This window comes from Pelagibacterium luteolum (assembly GCF_900100665.1).
GTDB classification, from domain to species: domain Bacteria; phylum Pseudomonadota; class Alphaproteobacteria; order Rhizobiales; family Devosiaceae; genus Pelagibacterium; species Pelagibacterium luteolum.
The window spans coordinates 613,331-636,333 of the sequence record NZ_FNCS01000001.1 but is presented as its reverse complement, the minus strand read 5'-3'; the positions used below and the strand labels follow the sequence as shown (position 1 = coordinate 636,333).

The following is a 23,003-nucleotide window of genomic DNA, read 5'->3' as shown; positions in this document are numbered from 1 at the left end:
GATTACGCTCCCGCTTTCTGCGCGGCGAGCTGGGCTTCGACCTTTTTATGCTGCTCATAGCCTTCGCCTTCGGTCGCGAAATCTTCGAGTTCGTGCATCTGACGGACTTCGAAATGGTTCTGGCCGTGAGCGACCGGGCATTTGGCGACCCAGTCGATGGCTTCCTGCAGCGATTTACACTCCCATATCCAGAAGCCGGCGATCACTTCCTTGATCTCGGCGAACGGGCCGTCGGTGACGATGGCCTCACCATTCTCGATGGTGACGCGGGCGCCCTTGGCGCTCGACATGAGGCCGGCTCCGTCTCGCATGATGCCAGCGGCAACCAATTGCTCGTTGTATTTGCCCATTTCGAGCAGCAGGCCTTCCTGCGGCTCGACATCAGCCTCGCTGTCCTCGGAGGCCTTGATCATCACCATGAAGCGCATCGTTTCTCTCCCGTGGTCGCTGGATGGATTGTCCCGTTTTGGCGCAAGTCTTGTTCGGAAAACCGGATCCCACTTTTCCGCACTTGCTCTAGGACGCATGGGACCTCCCCATCCCGACACAGCAATCAGATCATTTCGGGAAAAAATGGCAAATAAAAAACCCGGCGCTCCGTATCGTGGAGCGCCGGGTCTTGAATTTAAAGATCAGTGACGGCCCGATTACTCGGCGGCGTCGCCTTCTTCCTTGGCCTTTTCCTGGCCGGTTTCCTGATCGACGATCTTCATCGACAGGCGGACCTTGCCGCGCTCGTCAAAGCCCAGGAGCTTGACCCAGACCTTGTCGCCTTCCTTGACGACGTCTGTGGTCTTGCCCACGCGCTGTTCGGCGAGCTGGGAAATGTGGACCAGACCGTCCTTGGCGCCAAAGAAGTTCACGAACGCGCCGAAATCGGCGGTCTTGACCACTGTGCCCTGGTAGATTTCGCCAACTTCGGGCTCGTCGGTGATCGACTTGATCCACTTGATGGCCGCATCGATCTGCTTGCCGTCCGAGGATGAAATCTTGACGGTGCCGTCGTCCTCGATGTTGACCTTGGCGCCGGTCTTTTCGACGATTTCGCGGATGACCTTGCCGCCGGTGCCGATCACTTCACGGATCTTGTCGGTCGGGATCTTGATCGTTTCGATGCGCGGAGCGAATTCACCAACTTCCGAACGGGCCGTGTCGATGGCCTTGGCCATTTCGTCGAGGATATGCTTGCGCCCGTCCTTGGCCTGGCCAAGAGCGATCTTCATGATCTCCTCGGTGATACCGGCGATCTTGATGTCCATCTGCAGCGAGGTGACGCCGTCATGGGTGCCGGCAACCTTGAAGTCCATGTCGCCGAGGTGATCTTCGTCACCCAGAATGTCGGAGAGGACGGCAAACTTTTCGCCTTCCAGGATCAGGCCCATGGCGATGCCGGCAACGGCCTTCTTCATGGGAACGCCTGCATCCATCAGAGCGAGCGAAGTGCCGCAAACGGTTGCCATCGAGGACGAGCCGTTGGACTCGGTGATTTCCGAAACCACACGCAATGTGTAGGGGAATTCTTCAGCCGAGGGGCGAACCGGGTTGATGGCGCGCCATGCGAGCTTGCCGTGACCGATTTCGCGGCGACCGGGCGAACCCATGCGACCGGCTTCACCGACCGAATATGGCGGGAAGTTATAGTGCAGCAGGAAGTTCTGCTTGTAGGTGCCTTCGAGCGAGTCGATGAACTGCTCGTCATCCGCGGTGCCGAGGGTAGCCACGACCAGCGCCTGGGTTTCGCCGCGCGTAAAGAGCGCCGAACCGTGGGTGCGGGGCAGGACGCCGACCTCGGACACGATCGGGCGAACGGTTTCGAGATCACGACCGTCGATACGGGTCTTGGTGTCGAGAATATTCCAGCGGACCACCTTGGCCTGCAGGGACTTGAACACAGCGCCGACCTGTTCGGGCGTGTACTTGGCTTCGCCCTCTTCAGGCGTAAAGTGAGCCTTAACCTTTGCCTTGACCGCGTCGACGGCGTCGTAGCGGGCCATCTTGTCGGTGTTCTTGTAGGCGTCGCGCAGTTCGGTTTCGATCAGCGAGAGCATTTCGCCTTCGAGCGCGCTCATATCGGCAGGCTCGAAATCACGGGGCTCCTTGGCGGCCAGTTCGGCGAGCTTGATGATCGCGTCGATGACCTTCTGGCTCTGCTGGTGACCAAACATCACGGCGCCGAGCATGACCTCTTCCGAAAGCTCCTTGGCTTCCGATTCCACCATCAGAACGGCGTCGGCAGTGCCGGCCATCACGAGGTCGAGCTTGGAGTCGTCGCGGCGATCGATCGGCAAATTGAGGACGTATTCACCATCGACATAACCGACGCGGGCCGCGCCGATCGGGCCCATGAAGGGCACGCCGGAAATGGTCAGAGCCGCGGAGGCTGCGACCATGGCGAGCACGTCGGGCTGGTTTTCCATATCGTGCTGCAGCACGGTGATGATGACCTGGGTCTCGTGCTTGTAGCCAGCCGGAAACAGCGGGCGGATCGGACGGTCGATCAGGCGCGATGTCAGGGTTTCGGCTTCGGTCGGGCGACCTTCACGCTTGAAGTAACCACCGGGGATCTTGCCGGCGGCAAAATACTTTTCCTGATAGTTGACGGTCAGCGGGAAGAAGTCGATGCCCGGCTTGGGCTGCTTGGCGGAGACGACAGTGGCGAGAACGACGGTTTCACCCAGGGTGGCGACGACGGCGCCATCGGCCTGACGGGCAACCTTGCCGGTCTCGAGCGTCAAGGGCTGTCCGCCCCAGTCGAGTTCGACTGTATGGTGGTCGAAATTGATTGTCATTTATAACAATTCCTTCTTGTGCGGACGGGCTCCGACGCGCTGGAGAGCGGCATCGGTGCGGCGTGTCCGCGAGTGGCGCCAGAGGCGACCCTCAAATTCCGGAACATGGACAAGATGGCGAGACACTCAGTCTTTTCGTTGGTCGCGCTCGAAAGCGGCCTGAGTGTCCGGCGATCCTGCCATGCCCCCTTTGGATCAAGGGCGCTTCCGGCAGAAGCAGCACAGAGCCCCATTGCCCTGTGCCGATGCGATGCGGGGCCAGCGATCCTTACTGGTCGCCGGCCCCGCACCGAAGTTCAAAACACTAGCGGCGGATGCCGAGCCGTTCGATCAGGCTCTGATACCGCGCTTCGTCGCCGCGCTTGACATAGTCGAGAAGCGAGCGGCGGGTCGCAACCATCTTCAGAAGGCCGCGGCGGGAGTGATTGTCCTTGCCGTGGGATTTGAAGTGGCCGGTGAGGTTGTTGATACGTTCGGTCAGGATGGCGACCTGGACTTCCGGAGAACCGGTGTCGCCCGCCTTGGTCGCGTAATCCTTGATCAGCTCAGCTTTGCGCTCAGCAGTAATCGACATCGTAAATTTCCTTTCGAGAAACAAGGAGTTGAGTGACGCCAGTACCGGGATGCCGTCCAGGAGTGGCCGTTTTTCAACGTAAGCACAGTGGCTTCGCTGGCGCTCATATAGGGTAAGATGGGGCAAATGAGAAGGTTTTTCTCAAAACTGGCCCCGTCACGCCTCGGGTTTGAGCTCTTCGGGCGTGGGGGTATCGCGGTCGGGATCGATCTGTTCGCCGGGTATGGAAAACACCCATTCGATTCCGTCGGGATGGACGATGCGTTCGACATCGGCCTTGAGCGCGCCGGCCACCATGGTCTGGAGCACGACGGTGCCGAACCCCTTGCGATCGGAGGGGGGTTCGAAATCGGGAACGTATTCGCGCCAGACGAGATGCAGCCGCCCGCCGCCGGCCCGGTTCCAACTGACGGTCAGCTTGCCGCCGTCGCGCGAAAAGGCGCCATATTTGGAGGCATTGGTGGCCAGTTCGTGCGCCGCCATGCCGAGCACCTGCGCGGCCTGGACGTTGAGATAGACATTGGTGCCGGTTTTTGTGACCCGCGAGGGATCTTCAGGGCGGAAGGGGTCGATCTGGGTGCGGAAGAGATCGCGCAACCCGATCCCTTGGGTGCCATGGGCCAGCAGCAGATCGGTCGATCGCGCCAGGCCATAGATGCGGTACTGGAAGCTTTCCACGAACTTTTCGACATTGTCTGCGCCGCGGGCCGTCTGCTTGGCCATGGACGAGATAACGGTCAACTGGTTTTTGGACCGATGGGCGACTTCGCGCATCAGGAAGCGCGCCTCGGTTTCCGCCTCCTTGCGCTTGGCGGCCGCGTCGGACATGGCGCGCGAGACATCGGCCAATTCGCTCACCGAATAGGCGACCGGGACGATATCGGTGCCCGCCCCCATGGCGTGGGCCTGCCGCGCGAGGCCCCGCACTGAACGCGCGATTTCGCGGGCGATGAGCGCAGCGGCAAGGACGGCGATGCTCACGATGGTCGCGGCCCCCAGCAGGAGCCACAGCAAGGTGTTGCGCAACGGGCCGGACACCACGGAATCGGGTGCCCAGGCGATGACATACCAGCCCGTGAGGATCGAGTGCTGGGTGATGGTCTTATAGGTTTCGCCCGAAATGGTTTCATCGCGCCAGCGACCCGACGCGGCGCCTTCGCTCAACGGCATAAAAAGAGGTTCGCCGATGCGCGCCGCGCTTTCTGAAGCCGCGATCACCGTGTTGTTGGCGTCCACCACGGCAACGTTCCAGCCCTGCGGCAATTCGCGGGTGACCAGTGCGTTGGAGAGCGTCGCGGCATTCTGGGTCAGTATGGCCAGCTGGGGCGGGAGGATGCCGGGGCGCTGGCGGACGACGTTGAAGACATATTGCTCCGCGGTCTGGCCGTAAAAGACGTTGGAGACCACCGCATCGGGCGTCTGGAGGGCGCGCGACGCCGCTTCTGTATCCGACAGCGCACCCAGGGGCGTTCCGAAATCCACACGAGTGTTCAAAAGCTGATTGAATTGGGCATCGGCGATGATGAAGAACGATCCGGTTCCCGAGAGCGCGGTGCGGGCATGCTCGTGGAAGGTCGCGAGATTGCCGGCATTGAGCGCTTCGATGCTCATCAGCACGCGCTGGGTAGTGATCATGCCCGAGATTTCGCGCTCGACCTCCTGGAGGACCGAACGGGTAGTGGCGACCGTAAAGGTCTGCACGGTTTCTTCCTGTGCGATGTTGTGACGCGAGAGCAGCACCGCGGTAAACGCCGTGGCGGGCAGAACGATAACCACGACGAGAAACGCCAAGTAGAACATGATCGGGAATGAGCGCGGCTTGCGCTTGAGTGGTCCTGCGGCGACGGGATCGGAGTGATGGGCCGATGAGGGAGCGGTCGTGGGCATAGAGATGTGGCCGATCCTCTTGTCGTCGCGCAGCCTGTGTGAGGGTCGCGATCGCTCACGCGCGAACACAGTCCCGTTGTGCCATGAGACCGGCAAAGCGAAGGCGCGTCAAGCAATGACGCATCGGTCCCGCCAGCCTTATGGGTGGGCGAGGATGACACGCCTGGGCTTGAACTGGCCATGTTCGACAATGCCGATGGCCACCGCTTCGCCCTTTAAACTGGCCCAGGCCTCATCGAGTTCCACTGGCGCGTCGCGTCCGGTGAGCAAAACGGGGTTGCCCAGCCGGATCGTCGCAGCCTGACGGGCGTCGATGCGGATTTCCGGCACATCGGCAAGGCCGGATGCCACGGGGCGCAAAAGGGCGTCCCGGTTGGGACCTTCAACGGCTTCGACGTCGGCAAGGCTTATCGCATCGGCATCGGTAAAACCGCCGACCTGGGCGCGGTGCAGGCCGCCCACATGGCCCCTGGTGCCCAACGCCTCAGCGATGTCGCGCGCCATGGCGCGGACATAGGTGCCCTTGGCACACGTCACCGACAGGCGCGAGCGCTCAGTTGTATGCTCGACGATCGAAAGTGCGTCGATTTCGACCTCGCGGGGTGGCATGTCGGGTTTTTCACCGGCCCGAGCCAGGTCATAGGCGCGCTCGCCGCCGATCTTGATGGCGGAAAAGGCCGGCGGGATCTGGGTGATGACGCCAGTGAATTGCGGCAAAATCGCTTCGAGCGCCTCGCGGGTCGGGCGCACATTGGAGGTGGCGATCACCTCGCCCTCGATATCGTCGGTCGCAGTTGCAGCGCCCCAGACGATGTCGAAGTGATAGACTTTGGTGCCGTCCTGGACGGCGGGCACTGTCTTTGTCGCTTCGCCAAAGGCGATGGGGAGGATGCCGGTGGCGAGGGGATCGAGCGTGCCGGCGTGGCCGGCCTTTTTCGCGCCGAACAGCCAGCGCAATTTGCCCACCGCTTCGGTCGAGCTCATGTCGTAGGGCTTGGTAAACACCAGCCAGCCGGACAGGTCGCGCTTGACGCGCTTTTCTCGAGCTTCGCTCACGGCGCAGTCCTTTAGATTATTGTTCGGTGTCGTCTTCGTCGTCGCGGGCCAGATCGCGCTGGACGCGATCTGAGCGCAGGATGGCGTCGATACGGCCATATTCGTCAAAGGTCTGGTCGACCAGAAAGCGGAATTCCGGCGCAAATTTCAGACCGAGGGCCGGGGTGATGCGGCCGCGAATGAATTTCGCATGGGTGTTGAGCGCTTTGGCAACGTCCTCGGCATTGCCGCCACCAAGCGGCATGACATAGCAATTGGCGAGCCGCAGATCTGTCGACATGCGGACTTCGGGCACCGTGATGGTCACGGTTTCGATGAGCGGATCGATGATTTCGCCGCGCGCAAGGAGCGCCGAGAGTTCGTGACGCACGCGTTCGCCAACGCGGAGCATGCGCTGAGAGGGCGCCGATGATGTTGCCTTTTTTGCCATTGCAGCGAGATAGGGTGCAAACGGTCCCGCGTCAATCGTGGTGTTGCGCCAGAATGGCGGCATGGCCTTCGCGATAGGTCGTATGGCGGAAGGAATAGCCGAGCGCCGATTTGATGGCGGCGTTCGAGACGCGGCGGTTGCCGGCGTAAAAGGTGCGGGCCATGGGCGAGAGGTCGGCGGTGTCGAAATCGATTTCGGGGGGCAGGTCCATGCCGATCAGTTGCGCGGCGTGGGCGATAACGTCCTGGGGCGGGGCGGGCTCGTCGTCGCAGATGTTGAAGATGCCGTCGAGGCGGGCCATGGCGGCTTTCGCGGTAATCGCTCCGATATCTTCGACATGGATGCGGTTAAAGACCTGGCCGGGCTTGTTGATGCGGCGGGCTGTGCCGGCGCGCAGCTTTTCGAACGGAGAGCGGCCGGGTCCGTAAATGCCGGCGAGGCGAAGGATGGCGAGGGGGATCGATTTTTGCGCGGCCAATGCCTGCCAGCCGGCTTCGGCGTCAAGCCGGTAGCGATTGCGCGCCGAAAGGGGTTCGGTGGGAGCGCTCTCGTCGATCCAGGCGCCATCGGCATCGCCATAAACCCCGATGGTTGAATAATAGCCGATCCATAGGAGCCGGGGCGCTTTGAGAATATCGGCGGCATGATGGATAAGAACGGGATCGCCATCTGCATCGGGGGCGATGGAGACGAGAAGATGGGTGGCTTGGGCGAGTGCGCCCTTCAGAGTCAGCCCGGGTTCCGAGCCGGTAAAGATATGCGCGGCGATGCCGTCATGCGACAGCGACTCGGCCTTATCGGCGCTGCGCGTGGTCGCGGCGATCTTGGCGCCCCGAGATTTGAGGTCGGCGATGGCGGCGCGCGAGGAATAGCCGGCGCCGAAGACGAAAAGGTTTAGTGGCTCCATTCGGCGAGCACCTCGAGATCGGTTTCTATCGTATGGTGCCGGTAGCCGGCGGCCTCATCCGGCTCGGCGAGCTGACGTAGGGCCCAGACCGCCATGCCGCGCACAAGCGGGCTTTCATGCGCCAGCGCGCGGCTTACGGCTGGAATATGCGTGTGATCGCCGGAGTTTCCCGCGGCAACGAGGCAATTGCGCAAAAAGCGCGCCGCGCCGAGGCGCTTGACCGGGGTCTGGGCGAAGAAGTCTCGAAAGGCCGGGTCGTCTAGCGCCAGCATGTCGGAGAGCTGCGCATCGCGGATGGTTTCGCGCGCGGCAAGTTTGTCGTCGCGGGTCTGGCGGGCGAACTTGTTCCACGGGCAGACGGCGAGGCAGTCGTCGCAGCCAAAGACGCGGTTGCCCATCGGTTTGCGGAATTCGATCGGAATTTGGCCCTTATGCTCAACGGAATAATAGGCGAGGCATTTGCGGGCATCGAGGCGGAATGGGGCCGGGAACGCGTTGGTCGGGCAGATATCGAGGCAGCGGGTGCAACTGCCGCATTTTTCCGGCTCGGGCGCGTCGGCGGGGAGATCGGCGGAGGTGAAGATCGCGCCGAGGAACAGCCAGGAGCCCGCGTCTCGCGATAAAAGCACCGTGTGCTTGCCCTGCCAGCCCAGCCCCGCGGCTTCGGCGAGGGGTTTTTCCATAACGGGGGCCGTATCGACGAAGACCTTGACCTCGGCGCCGGTGCGGCGGGCGAGGAAACCGGCTAGGTCTTTCAGACGCCCTTTGATGACCTCGTGATAGTCGCGCATCTGGGCATAGACCGAGACATTCGCGAGATTTTTATCCACGAGCCGATCGAGCGGGTTTTCGGCGGGGCCATAATTGGCGCCGACCATGATGATGGATTTGACGTCGGGCCAGAGCGCTTTGGGCTGCTGGCGGCGCTCGCGCGTCTCTTCCATCCACTCCATGCCGGCGTGCCAGTGCTGGTCGAGCGCGGAAGCGAGTTTTTGGGAGAGATCGGGACGGGCATCGGCCGACGTGATCCCGACGCTATCGAAACCCAGGGTTTTGGCGCGGGCGCGCAGTTCGGAAACGATAGTGTTTCCGTCTGCGCTCAAAAATCGAGGTCCGCATAGGTCGAGGAAGCGGGCATGCCCACGATACGGTCTGTCAGGAGCGGTCGAAAGGCGGGCCGCGACTTGATGCGCGCGTACCAATCCTTCAACTCGCCCGCCTTTTCCCAGGCGATATCGCCCATATAATCGAGGATCGAAATGTGGGCGGCCAAGGCGAAATCGGCCAGCGTCAGCGTATCGCCGGCCAGCCAGCGGCGGGTGGCGAAAATCCAGTTGAAATAGGCAAGGTGCTCGGCAAGGTTTGCCTTGGCGATCCGGATCGTTGCGGGCTCAGGGGCGCCAGAGCGCAGATCGCGTTTGATCAGCTTTTCTTCCAAAAGATAGGACGTGACCTCGGGGCCGAGTTTTAAGATCACCCATTCGATCAGCCGCCAGACTTCGTTGCGCTGCGTGCCGTTTTCTGGAAGCAGGGCCTCGATATGGGCGTCGGGGCCGAAATTGGCTTCGATATGGGCGATCGAGGCCAGAAGGCCGACAACGGGCGGAAACGGCTCATCGAGCATGACCGGCACTGTGGCGGCCGGGTTGATCTCCAGGAAATCGGGATCGCGGCGCCAGGGCGCAACATCCACCAGTTCCACCTCGATGCCGTATTCGGCAAACATCAGGCGAACGAGGCGCGAGGCGGGATCGAGCTTGTGGTGCAAAAGCTGGGGCATGGACCAATCGAATTAGCGATGCGCAAGGATTTGACTGTCCCGCGCCGCAAACGCGGGAGAGCCCATACAATAGGCCGCGCAAACTGGCGGTCAATCAAGGTGTTTTTGTGCCCTTGGCAGAGCGTTTGCCGCAGTTTCGGGTTAATCGGTCAACGCAATGTTAACCCAACCTTCTGCGTCTTCAGTTGCCGGTCAATGGATTTGTATGGCGGTCGAACTCGCCATGCTTTCTGAACCGCCACATATAGGTGGGCAGAACCGCATCGAGCGTGGTGGGCGCGATGGCGAAGGCTTCGAGCGTGCGCTTTTGCTTTTTCGCCTCTTCGGAGACGACGTTGTCGATGCCGAGCTGGACGACCTGATCGGGGGTGAGCATGGGCTTGGGCAGAATCGACATGACGCTGGCGAGAGGTTTTGCCAGAGCGAACGGCAGGGGGAGCTTGAGCCGCTTGCGACGGGTTTCCTCGAGGACGCGATCGATGATCTCGTCCATGGTGAGAATTTCGGGGCCGCCCAGTTCATAGGTCTTACCCGGGCTCACTTCGCCGTCGACGGCCTTGGCAATGGCTTCGGCGACATCGCCAACATAGATGGGCTGGAAGCGGGTCTTGCCCCCGATCACCGGCATAACCGGCGACATGCGGGCCAGCGTGCCGAACATGTTGAAGAACCCGTCGTGCTGACCAAAAATCAGCGAGGGGCGGATGATTATGGCGCTCGGAAAAGCTTTTTTCACTTCCGCTTCGCCCAGCGCCTTGGCGCGGGCATAGGCGGAGGGCGATTGGGGATCGGCACCGATGGCCGACATGTGGACGAGGCGCTCGACACCGGCCGCGCGGGCCGCTTCGGCAACGGTTTTCGCCCCTTGCGTCTGGACGGCGGAAAAGCGCTGCTTGCCCTTTTCAAAGAGGATGCCGACGAGGTTGATGACCACGTCAGCGCCGCGCACAGCGGCCGCAACGGATTCAGGATAGCGGAGATTGGCCTGGATGGGCTGGATCTGGCCTGGAAAGCCGAACATGCGCACATCGCCGGCCAAGTCGGGGCGGCGCACGGCAACGCGCACCGAATAACCGCGACGGGCCAGCTCCTGTGTCAATTGCGTGCCGACAAAGCCCGAGCCGCCGAAGATGGTTGCCAGTTTCCGGGTCTTGACCGTCATTAAAATCGCTCCCGTGGGGTCGCAGTAAAGGGATTTGGCCCGTTCTAGCCCCAGTGCGCTCGCATTGGCAATCGGTTTGCGGGAGCGAGGAATTCATGCGCACATCGGAATTGACTCAACGCAAAAGTTTGTTCTATTTTTGTTCTCAAAAATGAGGTGAGTGCGATGACGACGACAGACAAGAGTGAGAAGGCCAGTTACGAGGGCAGTTGCCAATGCGGCGCCATTGCCTTTCGGGCGACTTTGGCGCTCGATGCGCCCTTCCAGTGCAATTGTTCGCGCTGTAGGCGGCTCAACGCGGTGATGGCGTCGGTCGCGGGCTCGGACTTTACGTTGCTGCGCGGCGCTGACACGCTCAAGACGTTTCGATTCAACTCGCATACGATCGCGCATAATTTCTGTCCAGAATGCGGGATCGAGCCGTTCGCACAGGGCGCCGATCGGGACGGAAACGCAATGTATGTGGTCAATGTCCATTGCCTCGAGGGCGCTGTGTACGACAAGAACGCCATCACCCATTTCAACGGCGCCGATTTCTAGCAGCGCTCGTTCCGGAGTGCATTGACAAAGGGTTTGGCGCGCTCTATTGCCTGCCCCCGTTGCCCAGATGGCGGAATTGGTAGACGCGCTAGCTTCAGGTGCTAGTTTCCGAAAGGAAGTGGAAGTTCGAGTCTTCTTCTGGGCACCATCCCCCCTTAGATTTTAAGCGATTGTCGCCTTGTGCGGGCTTTGGCCTTTGCAGCGCGCGTGCTCCTGTGGCATCAACGCCTGACCCTGGCGGTTGCTGTGGCGTGGCCACACGCTCGCCTTTGTTTTTCTCCATCCGGTTGTGCCGGCCTTAAAGACAGGACCACGATGAGCGTTCGACTGCACAAGGGCGATCTGCCCGATCTCTCCCGCTATTCCGGCCGGCAAGTGGCGATCGATACCGAGACCATGGGGCTCAACCCGGCACGCGACAGGCTGTGTGTTGTGCAGCTTTCGCCCGGTGACGGAACGGCCGATGTTGTGCAGATCGCGCCCGGCCAGACCGACGCCCCCAATCTCAAGGCGCTTCTGGCGGACGAGAGCAAAACCAAGCTGTTTCATTTCGCGCGTTTCGACATGGCGGCGCTTTATGCGGCGTTTGGCGTGATGCCGACCCCGGTCTATTGCACCAAGATCGCCTCAAAACTCGTGCGGACCTATACCGACCGGCACGGGCTGAAAGATCTTTCGCGCGAACTGTTGAACGTCGATATGAGCAAGCAGCAGCAATCGTCGGACTGGGGCGCGGAAACGCTGAGCCAGGCACAGCTCGATTATGCAGCCTCGGACGTTCTCTATCTTCACGATCTGCGCCGCCATCTCGATCGCATGCTTGGCCGTGAAGCCCGGATGGAGATGGCCAAGGCGTGCTTTGACTTCCTGCCCACGCGCACGAAACTCGATCTGGCCGGCTGGCCCGAGATCGACATTTTCGCGCACAGCTAGGATCGGACACGCGTCGTGACCCCGCCGACGGCCAGCGTCAGGCTTGAAACCTACAAGCGTTTTGCCGGGCACAACCGGCGCGTTGCTATGCTGCGCTGGGTGGTGCCGGTCGGCGGGCTGTTGATCCTTGCGGTGCCGGCCATTCAACTGGCTTTGTCGATGGCCGCCGATGCGATTCCCATTGAAGGGATACGGCTCGAAAACGATACGCTGGTGATCGATGGCCCGACCTTTGAGGGCCGTACGGCGACGGGCACGAATTACGCAATGGTGTCGGACCGGGCCGAAACCCGGGTCGGGGATCTCGATACCGTCGATCTCTTCGGGCTGCGCATCGATCTGGCCGGCAATGCAGGCTATGAAGCCGAGGTCGAATTTACGACAGCGACCTGGACGATGAGCACCGAATATCTGACGTCCAATGAGGATGTCGCGGTGTCGGATTCGACCGGCGCGCGCGGCATTCTGGCCGGGGTCGAGGTCGATTGGCCCAATCAGATGATCACATCCGATGGGCCCATCCGGTTCAATTTCGATAGCGGCGCGCAACTTGTTGCCGATACGATGGTTCACGATATTGACGCTGCCCGCTGGCAGTTTACCCGCGTTTCGCTCGACATGGTGCCGCAGGACGATAGCGGAGCCGAACGTGATCCCTTTGCCGTGGAGGCGCCCGATGCTGAGAACTAGTGTGTTTGTCGCCGCCTTATTGCTGGGTGCCCCCGCCTTTGCGCAGACGACAGTTTCCGATCCGGCCGGGTTCGGAGGATTGGCCGAGAGCGCCGATGAGCAGGTCAACGTCACTGCCGACAATCTCGATGTCGACGAAAACGAATCGACGGCGCTCTTTACCGGCAATGTCGAAATCACCCAGGGCACGATGCGGCTGACAGCACCAGAGTTGCGCACTGTTTATGGCGAGGGCGGACCGTCCGACCTCGAAAGCTTCACCGCTTCGGGCGGGCGGGTGTTTATGGAATTCGACGATCAGACGGTCGAAGGCAACCAGGCATTTTATGATTTCGGCTCGCGCGTCCTGACGTTCACCGGGGACGTGGTGGTGGTCAATGCCAGCGGGACCGTCAATGCCCAGCGGCTGGTGATCGACACACGGGCCGGTACCTCGTCGTTCTCATCCGAGGGTGGCGGTGGCGGGCGGGTGCAATCGACCTTCACCCCGGGGGGCTGATGGCGGGTATCGATCAGACCGGCTGGCTCGTTGCCCATGGTCTTGCCAAGAGCTTCAAGAAACGCGCCGTGGTGCGCGATGTTTCGATCGCGGTGCGGCGCGGCGAAGCCGTTGGCCTGCTCGGGCCGAACGGCGCGGGCAAGACCACGGTCTTTACAATGATCATGGGGCTGGTGCGGCCCGATGGCGGACAGGTGCTGCTCGACGGGCTGCCGATCACCCATCTGCCGCTCTATCAGCGCGGGCGTCTGGGGATTGGCTATCTGCCGCAGGAAGCCTCGATTTTTCGTGGACTGACGGTCAAGGACAATGTGCTGGCCGTGCTCGAGGGCCACATCAAGAACCGCGCGGAACGCAATGCGCGGCTCGATGAACTGCTCGAGGAATTTTCCGTCTCGCATTTGCGCGATTCCGATGCGCTTGCGCTGTCGGGGGGCGAGCGGCGACGCGTTGAAATTGCCCGCGCGCTGGCGGCCGATCCCAAATTCATGCTGCTCGACGAGCCCTTCGCAGGCGTCGATCCGATCGCCGTTGCCGATATCCAGGCGCTGGTGCGGCAATTGACGGCGCGCGGGATCGGGGTGTTGATCACCGACCATCAGGTGCGCGAAACCTTCGGGCTCGTCGACCGCGCCTATCTGATCCATGGGGGCAAGGTGATGATCCAGGGCCGGCCCGAAACCATCATGGCCGACCCCGACGCACGCCGCGTCTATTTGGGTGAAAGTTTTTCGATGTAGCCTGCCGACTGGCACGGAAATTGTATAGCCCGCTTGTCGCCCCCGGAAAAACTGGTTAGGTTCCGCCACGAAGCGCATGGGACCGCTTCGTTTCACAGGGGGATCTTCTCGGTATGGCGCTTTCGCCACGGCTCGATGTTCGGCAGACCCAAAGTCTGACCCTGACGCCACAATTGATGGCGTCGATCCGGCTGTTGCAATTGAGCCATCTCGAGTTGAGCGCGTTCGTAGACGCCGAAATGATGCGCAATCCGCTGCTTGAGCGCGAGGACGCGCCGGACGGCGATACGCCGATGGAGCGCGAACGGGCCGAAGAAATCGATCCTTATCGCGATGTCGTTGATCATTCAGACCATCTGGGCAGCGCGACGACGATCGCAGACAGTTTCGATACCGATGTGGCAAACGTCTTTCCCGAACAGTCGGGGCAGGATTCGCTCAGCCAATCGAGTTCCTGGCCCGAAGGCAAGAGCGGGCCGATGGGTGCGGAAGTGCCCGATATCGATCAATATGTCTCCGCGCAGATTTCGCTGGCCGAACATTTGGCCGAACAGGTCAATCTGATCCTCAAGGACCCTATCGAGCGGATCATCGGGCGCAATCTGATCGATAATCTCGACGAGCGCGGCTATCTGGTTGCAGATATCGATCAGATCGCCGAGCAATTGGGGGCTGACGCAGAAACGATCTCGGCGGTTCTGGCGCGGGTTCAGGGGTGCGATCCCATCGGGGTTTTCGCGCGGGACCTGCCGGAATGCCTTGCCATCCAGTTGCGCGACAAGAACCGGCTCGACCCAATGATGGCGGGCTTGCTCGACAATCTCGATCTCGTGGCCAGCCATGACCTCGTAACGCTCGGGCGGCGGATCGGAGCGGATCGGGAAGACATATTCGACATGCTGGCCGAATTGCGCGAACTCGATCCCAAGCCGGGGCGGGCGTTCGACGGGGCACCGGTGCAGGCGGTCGTTCCCGACGTCTATGTGCGGCGCGGGCAGGGTGGCGACTGGCAGATCGAGCTCAATTCCGAAATTTTGCCACGCGTGCTGGTCAACCGGACCTATTACGCTTCGGTGACGAAAAAGACGCGCGATGCGAGTGAAAAGAGTTTCCTCGTCGATTGCCTCAACACGGCCAACTGGCTGACCAAGAGCCTCGACCAGCGCGCGCAGACAATCCTGAAAGTGGCGACCGAAATCGTCAAACTCCAGGACGGGTTTTTGAACCACGGCGTGTCTCATCTCCGGCCAATGACGCTCAAGACCGTAGCGACCGAAATCGAGATGCACGAATCGACGGTCAGCCGGGTAACGGCGAACAAATATATTTCGACGCCGCGTGGGCTGTTCGAAATGAAATATTTCTTCACCACCGCGCTCAATTCTTCGTCAGGCGGCGAGGATCATTCGGCCGAAGCCGTACGTCACCGGATCCGGCAATTGATCGATGCTGAAAAGCCTAGCGCCATTCTCTCGGACGATACGATCGCCGAAATGCTCAAGGGCGAGCAGGGCATCGACGTCGCGCGCCGCACCGTCGCCAAATATCGCGAGGGGATGGGAATCGCCTCTTCTGTGGTGCGCCGGCGCCAGAAGAAGGCGCAGATGGCTTAAACGCCGGCGCGCGCAAGTTCCAAATGGCGCAATCGCCGCCAAATGGTCTATTGACCCCTCAGGCAAATGCCTTCTACACAGACTTTGACCGCTTTGAGGGGAGTCCATGGCCGACCGCGCCCATTCTTACGATTACGACCAGTTGCTGGCCTGTGGGCGCGGTGAGTTATTCGGACCGGGAAACGCGCAGTTGCCGCTCCCGCCCATGCTCATGTTCGACCGCATTACTCAGATCGACGACACCTCCGGGCCGCATGGCAAGGGCATGGTGCGCGCAGAGCTGGACGTGACGCCCGACCTTTGGTTCTTTTCGTGCCACTTCCATGGCGATCCGGTGATGCCGGGATGCCTTGGGCTTGATGCGCTGTGGCAGATGACCGGGTTTTTCCTGGGCTGGGGCGGCTCGCCCGGGCGGGGTCGCGCGCTGGCGGGTGAAATCAAGTTCACAGGTCAGATTACCAACGACGTCAAACTCGTCGAATACGGCATCGACATCAAGCGGGTCATGCGTTCGCGATTGACGCTGGGGATCGCCGACGGCTTTGTAAAAGCCGATGGCAAGACCATTTATGAGGCCAAGGATTTGCGAGTCGGCCTTTTTACGGACATGGGCGCGCTTTAAAACGCGCATTCATCCGTAGAGCGGGATCAGAAAACGTCGCAGACTTTTTCGGTTCGATCTCGCGATAAGACAAGACCAAGAGAGACCAAGAGGCAGATATGAAGCGCGTTGTCGTCACCGGCATGGGGATCGTGTCCTCAATCGGGAACAATCTCGACGAGGTGCTCGAGAGCCTGAAACTGGCGCGTCCGGGCATAACCACGGCTCAGGATTATGTCGATCTGGGCTTCCGGTGCCAGGTGCACGGCGCCCCCAATCTCGACCCCTTCGAAGTGCTGGATCGCCGTACGACGCGGTTCATGGCCAAGGGCGCTGCCTGGAACTATATCGCCATGGCCGAAGCGCTGAAGATGTCGGGGCTTGAAGACAAGGACATCAAGAACCCGCGCACCGGGATCGTCATGGGTTCGGGCGGACCGTCGACGCGCGCCGTCGTCGAAGCCGCCGACATCACCCGCGAAAAGAAGAGCCCCAAGCGCATCGGGCCGCTTGCGGTACCCAAAGCCATGAGCTCGACGGCGTCGGCAACACTGGCCACGATCTATGGTATCCTGGGCGTCAATTATTCGATCTCGTCGGCGTGCGCGACGTCAAAGCATTGCATCGGCAACGCGTACGAACAGATCCAGCTCGGCAAGCAGGACATCGTCTTTGCGGGCGGGCACGAAGATCTCGACTGGTCGATGTCGAACCTGTTCGACGCCATGGGCGCGATGAGCTCGAACTTCAACGACACGCCATCCAAAGCCTCCCGCGCCTATGACAAGGACCGCGACGGTTTCGTCATCGCCGGCGGTGCGGGCGTCCTGGTGCTGGAAGAATACGAGCACGCCAAGGCGCGCGGCGCGAACATTATTGCCGAATTGATCGGCTATGGCGCGACTTCGGACGGCTATGACATGGTGGCGCCATCGGGCGAAGGCGCGATCCGCTGCATGAACATGGCGCTCGAAACGGTCAAGGGTAAGGTCGACTACATCAACCCCCATGCGACCTCGACACCGGTCGGTGACCGCAAGGAAATCGAAGCCCTGCGCGCCGTCTTTGGCAATGAAGACAAGTGCCCACCCTTGTCGGCGACTAAATCGCTGACCGGGCACTCGCTTGGCGCAACAGGCGTTCAGGAATGCATCTATTCGCTGTTGATGATGCAGAACCGGTTCATCTGCGAGAGCGCCAATATCGAAACGCTCGACCCCGAATTCGAGGACATGCCCATCCTGCGCCAGCGGCGCGACAATGTGGATCTGGGCATCGTGCTCTCGAACAGCTTCGGGTTCGGCGGGACCAATGCGAGCCTCGTTTTCAAGCACATGGATGCTTAGGTCCGGCTCACGGCGCGTACCGCAACGGGCATGACGGCGCTAACCGCGCCTATGCCCTAAGCTGTACCTCCGACGGGGCGGCCGAAACGTCGGTCGAGGTCCCCGCTATGCTCGTCCAATAGGGCAAATCGCATTCAGCAAGCGCCCAATCACCGATAGCTCATGACGCGGCTTTCGCCGGTGCGGGCGGAGTAGATCAAAAGCTTGCCCAGCAAGGGTTCGCCATAGCCGGCGATCCATTTGATGGCCTCATTGGCCATCATGGTACCGACGATGCCGGGAAGGACGTTGAGGACGCCGACCAGTTCGCAGGGCGGGCTGTCTTCGGGGCGCGGATCGCGGGGGTAGAGCGCTTCAAAGCGCGGATAATCGCCACCGCTCCGGCGGGCGCGAAACGGCGCAAAGACGGTCAGCGAGCCGTCGAATGGTCCCAAGGCGCCCATCACCAGAGGGATTTTCGCGTCGAGACAGCTCGCGGCCACGAGGCGCTTTACGGGGAAGCTGTCGGTTCCTTCGATCACCACATCGGCACCGGCAAGGAGGGCGCCGACATTGCTTTCATCGAGCGACTGGGCGAGGGGCTGGGTGACGATTTCCGGATTGAGGGCTTCGATGAAGCGAGCAGCGGCTTCGACTTTCGGTTGGCCGAGATCGGCTTCCTGATAGATCACCTGGCGGGCAAGATTCGAGATCGAGACGCTATCGGGGTCGATGATCGTCAGCCTCCCGATACCGGCGCCGGCCAGATAGGCGATCACCGGGGCTCCAAGGCCACCGGCCCCCACGATCACCACGTGCGCTGCACTGAGCTTTTGCTGTCCGCTGCCGCCGAGATCTTTCAGGACGATATGGCGGGCATAGCGTGCGGACTGGGCTGGCGTCAGCGCCATCTCAGCGCTCGCCCACGGGTACGGCGAGGAACCGGCGATCGGGGCCTTCGAAGCCGTGCGACCAGACCGACAATACCGCTACGCTCGCCGCATTGTCCCACGATCCGAAGGGCGTGAAGATACCGTAGAATTTATAGGTGATGACGCAACGCCGCGAGGTGGGCACGCGCTCGTCGCGATAGATTTCAGTGTCGCTATCCCGATACATCGCAAAGCCCATCGGATCGCCCTCAAAGATCTCGCAATCCTGATTGGAGGGCGCCCTGAAGATGTCGAGGCTGAGCGCATACTCGCCCTCGACCTGCGCGAGACCATAGCTGGGTATGCCATAGGTGATCGACAGCCCGTCATCGCCCAGTTCGCCATCCCCGCGTAAAGCGATGGGCCGGGCGGGGGTGGAGATGTCGAACTCGTCCAGAGCCGTCTCAGCTTCTTCATGCACCAGGGCACGAGCGTCGGCGACGTTGGAGCTGTCCTCATCGACGCGGACTCTGAATGGGGAGCCAGCGGTGAAGCTGTCGGTTTCCAGATCGATCACAAAGAGATCGGCATAGGCAAAGCCCGAGCCATCCTGGATGCCGAACTGTTCGAAGGCGAAATAACGATGATCCTGGGAATAGCCTATGGCATCGAACTCGGCGCTGTCCCCGGCAAAAGCCGGCAGGGCCAGCCCCAGAGCGAGGCTAGCCAATACCGGTCGAACCAAATCCCTTAGTGCCACGGTCTGTCTCCTCGAGATCGATGACTTCCTCAAGCGCCAGATCGGGGACCGACGCGATGACCATCTGGGCAATGCGGTCGCCGCGCCTGATCTCAAAGGGCGCCGACCCGTGATTGATCAAGATCACCTTGACCTCGCCGCGATAGTCGGCGTCCACCGTCCCCGGCGTATTGAGCACGGTGACACCGAATTTGGCGGCCAGCCCCGAGCGCGGACGGATCTGCGCCTCAAACCCCTCGGGCAGGGCGATCGAAAATCCGCACGGGACCATTTCGAATGTGCCCGGCGAGAGAACCAGCACCTCACCATTGTCCAAGGCGGCGGCAAGATCATGGCCGGCTGCGGCCCGCGACTGGCGCTGAGGCATCGGCAGGCCCTTGCCGTGATCGAGCCATTTGAATTTGACGGTCATCGGGCGCTACTTCTGCACGACAGCGTAAAGCTCGGGCGGCAGGCCCGTATCGCCTTCAAACAGCGTCGTGAAGGGGATTTCATAGGTCGCGGACATGCCGTCGGCCGCCATCTCCATATTGGTGTCGACGATCGGACCACCGGTCACGGTCATGGTGATGGCGCGATCCTCAAACATCGCCGTGATCATCGCCTGCATCTGGGGATCGTCGGTGGCGCCGGTATCTTCGGCCATAGCGTCCGCCAATTCACCGGTCGGGAACGTGACGCGAACCTGACCATCGCCGATGGCTTCGATCGAGGGACCACCTTCTTCGGCGGTATTGAAATCGAGCTCGGCAAAGGGGCCGGACTGAATCATCGTGCAGTCGATCATGTCGCCATTTGCGACGATCTCACCTTCGGCGCAGAATTCTTCGTCGCCCTCGACGGCCTGGGCCTGCATCATCTCGTACATATCGGCGGCCGTGGAGGTGACCATGGTGGCTTCGGCCTCGGTTTCCGAAAGGATATCCACCTCCATGTCGATATCCATGCATGCGCCCAGCGCCAAGGTCAGCGCGGCGGCGCCGGCCATGCGGATGAAGGAAGATGGCGTCATGAAAACTGTCTCCGTGAACGGCGCACTGTGGTGGGAAATGGGTGCGCTGGCAAGCGCGGCACGGCTATGTGAGGGCTTCAAGCCGGGTGGCGATGCGCTCGGCAAGCCGTTCGGCAACCTCGACCTTGCTCATCGGTCCCCAGTCCTCGGCGTCCTGGCCATCAAGGAAGACAATTTCTGTATCTGTGCCGCCAAAGACGCCGCTCTCGGGGCTCACGTCATTGGCCAAGAGCCAGTCGCAGCCCTTGCGGGCCAGCTTGTTGCGAGCGTGGGTCAAGAGATTGCCCGTTTCGGCAGCAAAGCCGATGACAAGGCCGGGGCGCTCGCCCGCGGGCAGGTGGGAGACGCCGGCGAGGATGTCGGGATTGGCGATGAAACTGAGTTCGGGCGGGGTGCCCGATGCGTCCTTTTTGAGCTTGGCGTCGGCAGGTTCGGCAACGCGCCAATCGGCAACGGCAGCGGTAAAGATCGCGATATCGGCGGGGAGGGCGGCATTGACCGCTGCTTCCATTTCGAGCGCCGTCTCGACCGGAATGATCTGGCACCCCTTGGGCCGCGCATGTTCGGCGGGGCCGGTCACGAACTTGACCAGCGCGCCACGTGCGGCGAGGGCTTCGGCAATGGCGACGCCCTGGCGGCCCGAGGAAGCGTTGGAGATGTAGCGCACCGGATCGATGGGCTCGCGGGTGGGGCCGGAGGTGACGATCGCCGTCTTGCCATCGAGGGGCAGAGGGCCGGCAGCTCGGGCGAAATAATCGGTTATGGCATCGAGAATGGCGTCTGGTTCGGCGAGACGTCCGGGACCATATTCACCGCACGCCATGTCGCCCTCATCGGGACCCACGAATTTAACGCCGTCGCGGCGGAGGGTTTCGAGATTGCGCACCGTTGCGGGTGCCTGCCACATGCGGACATTCATAGCCGGGGCGGCGAGGATGTCGGTGTCGGTGGCCAGAAGACAGGTCGTTGCCAGATCGTCGGCGAGGCCATTGGCCATGCGGGCCAGAATATGGGCCGTAGCGGGAGCGACGACGATCAGATCGGCGGAGCGCGAGAGTTCGATATGGCCGATCTCGGTTTCCTGTGTGAGATCGAACATTTCCGTCAGCGCCGGGCGGCCGCACAATGTTGAAATGGTCAGCGGGGTCACGAACTCTGTGGCGCTTTGGGTCAGGATTGCCTGCACCGTTCCGCCGGCCTTCTGGATCAGGCGGATCAGCTGGATGGATTTATAAGCGGCGATGCCGCCTGAAATAACGAGAAGAATGTGCTTGCCGGATAGGGTCACAGCGCCCCCGCAATGTTGATGACCAGGGCGATGATCGCCAGGCCCATTGTGGCCAAGGTCCCCCATTTGAGGGTTTCGATCAATGGGTCGCGGCGGGTCTGGCGGATCTGGTCGGCCTCGATGCGCGTCAGGACCACCTCGGCGCGACGGGCGAGAGCGGGCACGCGTTTGACCAGATCGACCGCCTCGTCCACGGCCTCTCGGGCCAGGTCGAGCTTGCCCTGCGGACCGATGGCGCGCGTGACCCATTGGGTGACGACGGGCTCGGCGGCGGTCCACATGTTGAACTGGGGATCGAGAATGCGGGCGGTACCTTCGACCAGCACCATGTTTTTTTGGAGCAGCACCAGTTCGGGGCGTGCCCGCATGTCGAAAAGCTCGGTCACCTCGATCAACTGGGCGAGAACCCGCGCCATGGAAATTTCATCGGCGCCGCGTCCGACCAGCGGTTCGCCGATGGCGCGGATGGCCTGGGCGAAATCGTCGATGGTGTGAGTGTCGGGGACATAGCCGATATCGATATGGCGCTCGGCCACACGTCGGTAGTCGCGGGTGATGAAGCCATAGAGAATTTCGGCCAGAAAGCGCTGCTCGCGCTTGCCGATACGGCCCATGATGCCGAAATCGACGGCGATGATGCCACCCGTCGCGGGGTCGGCGAAGAGATTGCCCGGGTGCATGTCGGCGTGGAAATAGCCATCGCGAATGGCCTGAAGCAGAAAAGAGCGGATGAGCGTGAGCGCGAGCTTGGGGCGATCGATGCCGGCGGCATCGAGGCGGTCGGTGTCGCGCACCGGTATGGCCTCGATCCAGCTCGTGGTGAGGACCGAGCGGCCGGTCTGCTCCCAATAAACATCGGGGACCTCAAAGCCGGTATCGTCTTTGAGGTTTTCGCCAAGCTCGGAAATGGCCGCCGCTTCCATGCGCAGATCCATTTCGAGCTGCGCGGACCGGGCCAGGGCATCGACGACCATGCGGCCATTGAACCGCTTCGCCGATGGCAGGAACCGTTCGGCAACCCCAGCCAGCGCGTAAAGGCCATCCAGATCGCTGGCAAAGCGCTCCTTGATGCCGGGGCGCAAGAGCTTGATGGCGACAGTCTTGGGCCCGGATGGGGTCTGCAGAACTGCCTTATGCACTTGGGCAATCGATGCCGCGGCCAAGGGTGGGGAAATGTCGGTCAAGCGATCGGCATTGGGGCCTAGCGCCTCGGCCAGAAGGCCGGGTACGAGCTTGGCATCGAAGGGGGGAAGCGCGTCCTGAAGCGTTGCCAGATCGGAGGCCACTTCGAACCCAATCACGTCGCGACGGGTGGCGAGGACCTGGCCGAGCTTGACATAGACAGGGCCGAGGCGCGTCAGCGCATTGGCAAGGCGCGTGACACGCCCGGTCTTGCGCACATCACGTTTTTCGATCAGCCGTGCAAGACCGACCAGCAGCCTGGCCGATGGCGGAATGGGCTGGCCCTCGGCTAGCGAAAAGGCTCCTTCCCGCGCCAGAACATAGCCCGCGCGAGCGAGACGAATATAGGTCGCCACACCCATG

24 protein-coding genes and 1 tRNA gene are annotated in these 23,003 nt (G+C 61.6%); 9 read left to right on the top strand and 16 right to left on the bottom strand.

The window, feature by feature from the left end:
* Positions 1–2: 2 nt before the first annotated feature.
* The 10 genes from BLR31_RS03060 to BLR31_RS03015 form a co-directional block, all read right to left on the bottom strand.
* On the bottom strand, positions 3–428 hold the full coding sequence (locus BLR31_RS03060) for a YciI family protein (RefSeq protein ID WP_090591284.1): 426 nt from the start codon (positions 426–428) through the stop codon (positions 3–5).
* Positions 429–647: 219 nt separating this feature from the next.
* Positions 648–2,789, bottom strand: coding sequence for a polyribonucleotide nucleotidyltransferase (pnp, locus tag BLR31_RS03055; RefSeq protein ID WP_090591281.1), 2,142 nt, complete (start codon positions 2,787–2,789; stop codon positions 648–650).
* A 304-nt stretch (positions 2,790–3,093) separates the two neighbouring features.
* The gene (gene rpsO, locus BLR31_RS03050; RefSeq protein WP_090591277.1) at positions 3,094–3,363 is read right to left on the bottom strand and encodes a 30S ribosomal protein S15; all 270 of its coding nucleotides are present in this window, start codon (positions 3,361–3,363) and stop codon (positions 3,094–3,096) included.
* A gap of 156 nt (positions 3,364–3,519) precedes the next feature.
* Positions 3,520–5,250 (bottom strand): sensor histidine kinase, encoded by a 1,731-nt coding sequence (locus BLR31_RS03045; RefSeq protein ID WP_090591274.1) that lies wholly within the window; start codon positions 5,248–5,250, stop codon positions 3,520–3,522.
* A 138-nt stretch (positions 5,251–5,388) separates the two neighbouring features.
* Positions 5,389–6,306, bottom strand: a complete 918-nt coding sequence (truB, locus tag BLR31_RS03040; RefSeq protein ID WP_244504925.1) for a tRNA pseudouridine(55) synthase TruB — start codon at positions 6,304–6,306, stop codon at positions 5,389–5,391.
* Between the two features lie 16 nt (positions 6,307–6,322).
* Positions 6,323–6,736 (bottom strand): 30S ribosome-binding factor RbfA, encoded by a 414-nt coding sequence (gene rbfA, locus BLR31_RS03035; RefSeq protein WP_090592085.1) that lies wholly within the window; start codon positions 6,734–6,736, stop codon positions 6,323–6,325.
* A 31-nt stretch (positions 6,737–6,767) separates the two neighbouring features.
* Positions 6,768–7,643: an SDR family oxidoreductase gene (locus tag BLR31_RS03030; protein ID WP_090591267.1), complete on the bottom strand. Its 876-nt coding sequence runs from the start codon at positions 7,641–7,643 to the stop codon at positions 6,768–6,770.
* Positions 7,631–8,746: a tRNA epoxyqueuosine(34) reductase QueG gene (queG, locus tag BLR31_RS03025; protein ID WP_090591263.1), complete on the bottom strand. Its 1,116-nt coding sequence runs from the start codon at positions 8,744–8,746 to the stop codon at positions 7,631–7,633. Before queG ends, BLR31_RS03030 begins: the two co-directional genes overlap by 13 nt.
* Positions 8,743–9,423 carry a glutathione S-transferase family protein gene (locus tag BLR31_RS03020; RefSeq protein WP_090591259.1) on the bottom strand — a complete coding sequence of 227 codons (681 nt, stop codon included), beginning with the start codon at positions 9,421–9,423 and terminating at the stop codon, positions 8,743–8,745. Before BLR31_RS03020 ends, queG begins: the two co-directional genes overlap by 4 nt.
* A gap of 181 nt (positions 9,424–9,604) precedes the next feature.
* Entirely contained in the window at positions 9,605–10,585 is a 981-nt protein-coding gene (locus BLR31_RS03015) for a complex I NDUFA9 subunit family protein (RefSeq protein WP_090591256.1), read from the bottom strand.
* Positions 10,586–10,750: 165 nt separating this feature from the next.
* On the opposite strand from BLR31_RS03015, the gene BLR31_RS03010 reads away from it, so the two are divergent.
* The 9 genes from BLR31_RS03010 to fabB all read left to right on the top strand — a co-directional run bounded on the left by BLR31_RS03010 (position 10,751) and on the right by fabB (position 17,547).
* Positions 10,751–11,125: a GFA family protein gene (locus BLR31_RS03010; protein ID WP_090591253.1), complete on the top strand. Its 375-nt coding sequence runs from the start codon at positions 10,751–10,753 to the stop codon at positions 11,123–11,125.
* Between the two features lie 61 nt (positions 11,126–11,186).
* Positions 11,187–11,273, top strand: a tRNA-Leu gene (locus BLR31_RS03005).
* Between the two features lie 167 nt (positions 11,274–11,440).
* On the top strand, positions 11,441–12,058 hold the full coding sequence (locus BLR31_RS03000; RefSeq protein ID WP_090591250.1) for a ribonuclease D: 618 nt from the start codon (positions 11,441–11,443) through the stop codon (positions 12,056–12,058).
* A 15-nt stretch (positions 12,059–12,073) separates the two neighbouring features.
* Positions 12,074–12,748 carry a hypothetical protein gene (locus BLR31_RS21545; protein ID WP_176762479.1) on the top strand — a complete coding sequence of 225 codons (675 nt, stop codon included), beginning with the start codon at positions 12,074–12,076 and terminating at the stop codon, positions 12,746–12,748.
* A complete protein-coding gene (locus tag BLR31_RS02995; RefSeq protein ID WP_176762478.1) occupies positions 12,735–13,247 on the top strand; it encodes an LptA/OstA family protein in 513 nt (170 codons plus the stop codon). Before BLR31_RS21545 ends, BLR31_RS02995 begins: the two co-directional genes overlap by 14 nt.
* Complete coding sequence (gene lptB / locus BLR31_RS02990) at positions 13,247–13,987, top strand: LPS export ABC transporter ATP-binding protein (protein ID WP_090591242.1); 741 nt, start codon at positions 13,247–13,249, stop codon at positions 13,985–13,987. The genes BLR31_RS02995 and lptB overlap by 1 nt, the downstream gene beginning before the upstream one ends.
* A 113-nt stretch (positions 13,988–14,100) precedes the next feature.
* Positions 14,101–15,600 carry an RNA polymerase factor sigma-54 gene (gene rpoN / locus BLR31_RS02985; protein ID WP_090591238.1) on the top strand — a complete coding sequence of 500 codons (1,500 nt, stop codon included), beginning with the start codon at positions 14,101–14,103 and terminating at the stop codon, positions 15,598–15,600.
* A 106-nt stretch (positions 15,601–15,706) separates the two neighbouring features.
* Entirely contained in the window at positions 15,707–16,222 is a 516-nt protein-coding gene (gene fabA, locus BLR31_RS02980) for a 3-hydroxyacyl-[acyl-carrier-protein] dehydratase FabA (protein WP_090591234.1), read from the top strand.
* 98 nt (positions 16,223–16,320) lie between these two features.
* Entirely contained in the window at positions 16,321–17,547 is a 1,227-nt protein-coding gene (fabB, locus tag BLR31_RS02975) for a beta-ketoacyl-ACP synthase I (protein ID WP_090591231.1), read from the top strand.
* A 149-nt stretch (positions 17,548–17,696) separates the two neighbouring features.
* Here fabB and BLR31_RS02970 read toward each other — a convergent pair whose 3' ends face one another.
* The 6 genes from BLR31_RS02970 to ubiB all read right to left on the bottom strand — a co-directional run bounded on the left by BLR31_RS02970 (position 17,697) and on the right by ubiB (position 23,002).
* Positions 17,697–18,437 (bottom strand): HesA/MoeB/ThiF family protein, encoded by a 741-nt coding sequence (locus tag BLR31_RS02970; RefSeq protein ID WP_090591227.1) that lies wholly within the window; start codon positions 18,435–18,437, stop codon positions 17,697–17,699.
* Position 18,438: 1 nt separating this feature from the next.
* On the bottom strand, positions 18,439–19,158 hold the full coding sequence (locus BLR31_RS02965; RefSeq protein ID WP_176762477.1) for a DUF2259 domain-containing protein: 720 nt from the start codon (positions 19,156–19,158) through the stop codon (positions 18,439–18,441).
* On the bottom strand, positions 19,121–19,570 hold the full coding sequence (gene dut / locus BLR31_RS02960; protein WP_090591220.1) for a dUTP diphosphatase: 450 nt from the start codon (positions 19,568–19,570) through the stop codon (positions 19,121–19,123). The genes BLR31_RS02965 and dut overlap by 38 nt, the downstream gene beginning before the upstream one ends.
* A 6-nt stretch (positions 19,571–19,576) precedes the next feature.
* Positions 19,577–20,170, bottom strand: a complete 594-nt coding sequence (locus tag BLR31_RS02955; RefSeq protein WP_090591216.1) for a hypothetical protein — start codon at positions 20,168–20,170, stop codon at positions 19,577–19,579.
* Between the two features lie 64 nt (positions 20,171–20,234).
* Entirely contained in the window at positions 20,235–21,458 is a 1,224-nt protein-coding gene (coaBC, locus tag BLR31_RS02950; protein WP_176762476.1) for a bifunctional phosphopantothenoylcysteine decarboxylase/phosphopantothenate--cysteine ligase CoaBC, read from the bottom strand.
* Positions 21,455–23,002: a 2-polyprenylphenol 6-hydroxylase gene (gene ubiB, locus BLR31_RS02945; protein WP_090591209.1), complete on the bottom strand. Its 1,548-nt coding sequence runs from the start codon at positions 23,000–23,002 to the stop codon at positions 21,455–21,457. The genes coaBC and ubiB overlap by 4 nt, the downstream gene beginning before the upstream one ends.
* Between the last annotated feature and the right edge of the window lies 1 nt (position 23,003).

Coding starts and splice junctions, on each gene's coding strand:
- ubiB (WP_090591209.1), bottom strand. CDS start 23,002: ATGGGTGTGGCGACCTATATTCGTCTCGCTCGCGCGGGCTATGTTCTG.
- BLR31_RS03010 (WP_090591253.1), top strand. CDS start 10,751: ATGACGACGACAGACAAGAGTGAGAAGGCCAGTTACGAGGGCAGTTGC.
- BLR31_RS03020 (WP_090591259.1), bottom strand. CDS start 9,423: ATGCCCCAGCTTTTGCACCACAAGCTCGATCCCGCCTCGCGCCTCGTT.
- dut (WP_090591220.1), bottom strand. CDS start 19,570: ATGACCGTCAAATTCAAATGGCTCGATCACGGCAAGGGCCTGCCGATG.
- BLR31_RS02995 (WP_176762478.1), top strand. CDS start 12,735: ATGCTGAGAACTAGTGTGTTTGTCGCCGCCTTATTGCTGGGTGCCCCC.
- BLR31_RS03015 (WP_090591256.1), bottom strand. CDS start 10,585: ATGACGGTCAAGACCCGGAAACTGGCAACCATCTTCGGCGGCTCGGGC.
- BLR31_RS03060 (WP_090591284.1), bottom strand. CDS start 428: ATGCGCTTCATGGTGATGATCAAGGCCTCCGAGGACAGCGAGGCTGAT.
- BLR31_RS02955 (WP_090591216.1), bottom strand. CDS start 20,170: ATGACGCCATCTTCCTTCATCCGCATGGCCGGCGCCGCCGCGCTGACC.
- fabB (WP_090591231.1), top strand. CDS start 16,321: ATGAAGCGCGTTGTCGTCACCGGCATGGGGATCGTGTCCTCAATCGGG.
- rbfA (WP_090592085.1), bottom strand. CDS start 6,736: ATGGCAAAAAAGGCAACATCATCGGCGCCCTCTCAGCGCATGCTCCGC.
- rpoN (WP_090591238.1), top strand. CDS start 14,101: ATGGCGCTTTCGCCACGGCTCGATGTTCGGCAGACCCAAAGTCTGACC.
- fabA (WP_090591234.1), top strand. CDS start 15,707: ATGGCCGACCGCGCCCATTCTTACGATTACGACCAGTTGCTGGCCTGT.
- rpsO (WP_090591277.1), bottom strand. CDS start 3,363: ATGTCGATTACTGCTGAGCGCAAAGCTGAGCTGATCAAGGATTACGCG.
- BLR31_RS02970 (WP_090591227.1), bottom strand. CDS start 18,437: ATGGCGCTGACGCCAGCCCAGTCCGCACGCTATGCCCGCCATATCGTC.
- BLR31_RS03030 (WP_090591267.1), bottom strand. CDS start 7,643: ATGGAGCCACTAAACCTTTTCGTCTTCGGCGCCGGCTATTCCTCGCGC.
- BLR31_RS03000 (WP_090591250.1), top strand. CDS start 11,441: ATGAGCGTTCGACTGCACAAGGGCGATCTGCCCGATCTCTCCCGCTAT.
- BLR31_RS03045 (WP_090591274.1), bottom strand. CDS start 5,250: ATGCCCACGACCGCTCCCTCATCGGCCCATCACTCCGATCCCGTCGCC.
- pnp (WP_090591281.1), bottom strand. CDS start 2,789: ATGACAATCAATTTCGACCACCATACAGTCGAACTCGACTGGGGCGGA.
- lptB (WP_090591242.1), top strand. CDS start 13,247: ATGGCGGGTATCGATCAGACCGGCTGGCTCGTTGCCCATGGTCTTGCC.